We start from the raw sequence: 328 nt of genomic DNA on the forward strand, positions 1-328 counted from the left end.
GTCTGCATCCAGGAATTGAGCGCGATGATCCAGAAGGCGGAGACCGTGGTGCCGCCGGCGACCAGCACGGTGGCCAAAGTGTGGATGCGGTTGGAGACGCGGCGGAAGCCGAACAGCATGATGCCGAGGAAGGCCGCCTCGAGGAAGAAGGCGGTGAGGATCTCATAGGCGAGCAGCGGCCCGGCGATGTTGCCGACGGTCTCCATGTAGCCGGGCCAGTTGGTGCCGAACTGGAAGCTCATGGTGACGCCGGTGACCACGCCCATGGCAAAGGACAGCGCGAACACCTTCACCCAGGTGAAATAGGCGCGCATCCAGGCGGAATCGC

1 protein-coding gene is annotated in these 328 nt (G+C 64.0%); it reads right to left on the reverse strand.

Translation table 11 applies throughout. The features are described 5' to 3' along the window. The coding region (locus EN869_RS33890; RefSeq protein ID WP_135916142.1) for a cytochrome ubiquinol oxidase subunit I at positions 1-328 on the reverse strand (328 nt) is incomplete at both ends.

Origin of the sequence: Mesorhizobium sp. M2D.F.Ca.ET.226.01.1.1 (assembly GCF_004022705.2) — a bacterium.
Lineage (GTDB): Bacteria > Pseudomonadota > Alphaproteobacteria > Rhizobiales > Rhizobiaceae > Mesorhizobium.